This is a genomic window from Methylomonas koyamae, from assembly GCF_006483455.1.
GTDB classification, from domain to species: domain Bacteria; phylum Pseudomonadota; class Gammaproteobacteria; order Methylococcales; family Methylomonadaceae; genus Methylomonas; species Methylomonas koyamae_B.
This window is the reverse complement of sequence record NZ_PPPU01000069.1, coordinates 1-2,382: the sequence shown is the minus strand read 5'-3', so window position 1 is coordinate 2,382 and position 2,382 is coordinate 1. Positions and strand designations below refer to the sequence as shown.

2 protein-coding genes are annotated in these 2,382 nt (G+C 57.3%); both read left to right on the top strand.

Features of this window, described 5'->3' with window-relative positions; translation table 11 throughout:
• Window positions 1-345 precede the first annotated feature (345 nt).
• Complete coding sequence (locus tag C2U68_RS20525) at window positions 346-1,485, top strand: hypothetical protein (RefSeq protein WP_140914338.1); 1,140 nt, start codon at window positions 346-348, stop codon at window positions 1,483-1,485.
• A 63-nt stretch (window positions 1,486-1,548) separates the two neighbouring features.
• Window positions 1,549-2,238 (top strand): tRNA (guanosine(46)-N7)-methyltransferase TrmB, encoded by a 690-nt coding sequence (gene trmB / locus C2U68_RS20520; RefSeq protein WP_140914337.1) that lies wholly within the window; start codon window positions 1,549-1,551, stop codon window positions 2,236-2,238.
• The last annotated feature ends 144 nt before the right edge of the window (window positions 2,239-2,382 follow it).

Genomic DNA, 2,382 nt, shown 5'->3' with positions numbered 1-2,382 from the left:
GGCGATGCCGACGCGGTGTCGTTTGGCAAGCACTTCATCGCCAACCCCGATCTACCGCACCGCTTAAAGACCGGTGCGGCATTGACGCCGTTCGACGCCTCGACGTTTTACCTGTACGGCGAGGCCGGACCGAGCGAGGGGTATACCGATTATCCATTGCTGGCGGATTGAGTATCTGGCAGCCGAGTTACCTATCATTCGGAAAAAGCGGAGGGCAACCATGATGTCCGCCTTTCCCGGGCGGTATCCGGCGGATGTTAGCAACAACACGGTGCGCGGCTATACTCAATTTCCGGAGGACGCATGAATGATGCCGATTTTTAACCAGCCATGGCCGCTTCAGGCGTGAGCGAAGTCATTCGTTACCGCTACCGGCTGCCTAGTCGTATCGCCGTGTCGCTTTTGTTTGCGGCGCTTGCGCCGACCTGCGGCTTGGCCTATCTCGCCGTAAGCGCGCCGTTGTCCCAGTATGCCAGTCTGATAGGCCTGCTGGCTGTTGCCAGCGGTATATGCGCCGTTTTGCTGGGTTGGATCGTTGCCAGAGCGTCGTTTAAACCGCATTACATCGAATTACGGGAGGAAGAAGCCTTGTTGCCTAAGGCATCTTTGACGTTGCCGATTATCTGTATGCCCTATTCGGCAATCGAACAGGTCAAGCGGCTTAAGGTGTCCGGCCATACCGTGGCCGTGGTGGTTTCGGCTTTCGGCGAAGCTCGGGTCAATTCCGGTTGGTTCGCGGCACCGGGGGAATTTGTCGAATTTCTCGAGCAGGTCGAGCGGCGGCGCCTGCAACACGCCAAGACCAAGTTGCCGGCCTTCGAGTCGTTACTCGCTGCGATTCGTGAGCGCAGTCAGGAGGATCCGCTGGCGGGTGCCAAAATCGCTGCGCAAGAGGTCTTCCATCGCTTGACTGCGGCGATGCAGAACGATAAGGGCGTACATGCCGAATCGCTGTTGTGCGCGCTGGGGGCTTTGGCCGGTTACGCTTGCCAGGCCAGCGTCAGGCAGCGCAATTTGGCGGAAGGTTTGGCTGCCGAGGCCGGTTTCGTTGTGATTGAAGGTACCGATGGCAACCGCTATTTTTACGGCGACGCTTTAAACTCGCCGTTGGCGGAGTCGCAGTATTCGGTGTGGGGTTTGGCGGCAGCGGCGGCGCAAAAATCCGGCTGCCAAGCGTTGCTGGATGTTGGCGAATTATTCCGCCACAGCGCAAATACTTTGGGCAGTGCCGAATTCGGCGTGTTGCGTCTGCCGTTACGGCAATCTCCGGCCGATAAGCCGTTGAATTACTTAAAGGCCTTGTGGCCTAACCTGCTGCCGACGGTACAGTTGCTGTGTCCGGCTGCGGCACATTGGCCGATTCTGTTCGGTTTGGCGATACAGGATGCGATTCATGGCGGAAAAACCGTGATCGACCCGTGCATTGCGCTTAAAATTGTCATGGAAAGCGCTATCGCGATGTCGAAGGTAGACCTCGGCGGCTGATCGTTACGGTCTTCTGTCTTAGCGGCGGCCTTTCGCATTTTTCTGTTCTGACTTTTTGAATCAATGACCGCACCGCAACGTATCGACCCGTCCAAAATCCGCAGTTTCATCCGCCGCCAGGGCCGCGCCACTGCCGGCCAAAAATTCGCACTGGAGCACCATTGGCAGAAATACTGTCTGGCGCCGGAGCAGATGTTCGATCCAGTGTCAGCCTTTGGTCGGCAGGCGCCGCTGATCGTCGAGATCGGTTTCGGTAACGGCGACAGTCTGGCGGCGATGGCGGCAGCCAATCCGCATTTGAATTATTTGGGGATTGAAGTGCATAGGCCGGGCGTCGGCCACTTGATGATGTTGCTGGAGCAGCGCGGCATCGACAATGTCAGAATCTACCATCACGATGCGATCGAAATCCTGGAACAAAAAGTCGCCGACCACAGTTTGGCCGGCGTACATTTGTTTTTTCCCGACCCTTGGCAAAAACGCCGACACCACAAGCGCCGTATCGTCCGCCCTGGTTTTGTCGAATTGCTGAATAAAAAATTGGCGGTCGGCGGTTATTTTCACGCGGCGACCGATTGGGAGCATTACGCCAAGGATATGCTGGCGATTTTGGCCGCAGGCGCGGGATTGAAGAATAGCAGTCCGAGCGGGGATTTTTGTCCGCGGCCGGATTACCGGCCGTTGACCAAATTCGAGAATCGCGGTTTAGGCTTGGGCCACGGCGTTTGGGATTTGATTTTCACCAGGCTTTAACGCGTCGCGGCTGGATTAGGCCTGGGTTTGTGCGACAAGCCAAAGCACCTGTTCCGGGCCAAACGGCCAGTGCAGTTCCAGGCCGCGGCCGGGGTGTGCCAAGACCGGGATCTTAATCCCGTAGCGCTGCAGCAAGGCTTGGTC

What these genes read in the sequence shown, in the direction of transcription:
- trmB (WP_140914337.1), top strand. Translation starts at nt 1,549, where the DNA reads ATGACCGCACCGCAACGTATCGACCCGTCCAAAATCCGCAGTTTCATC.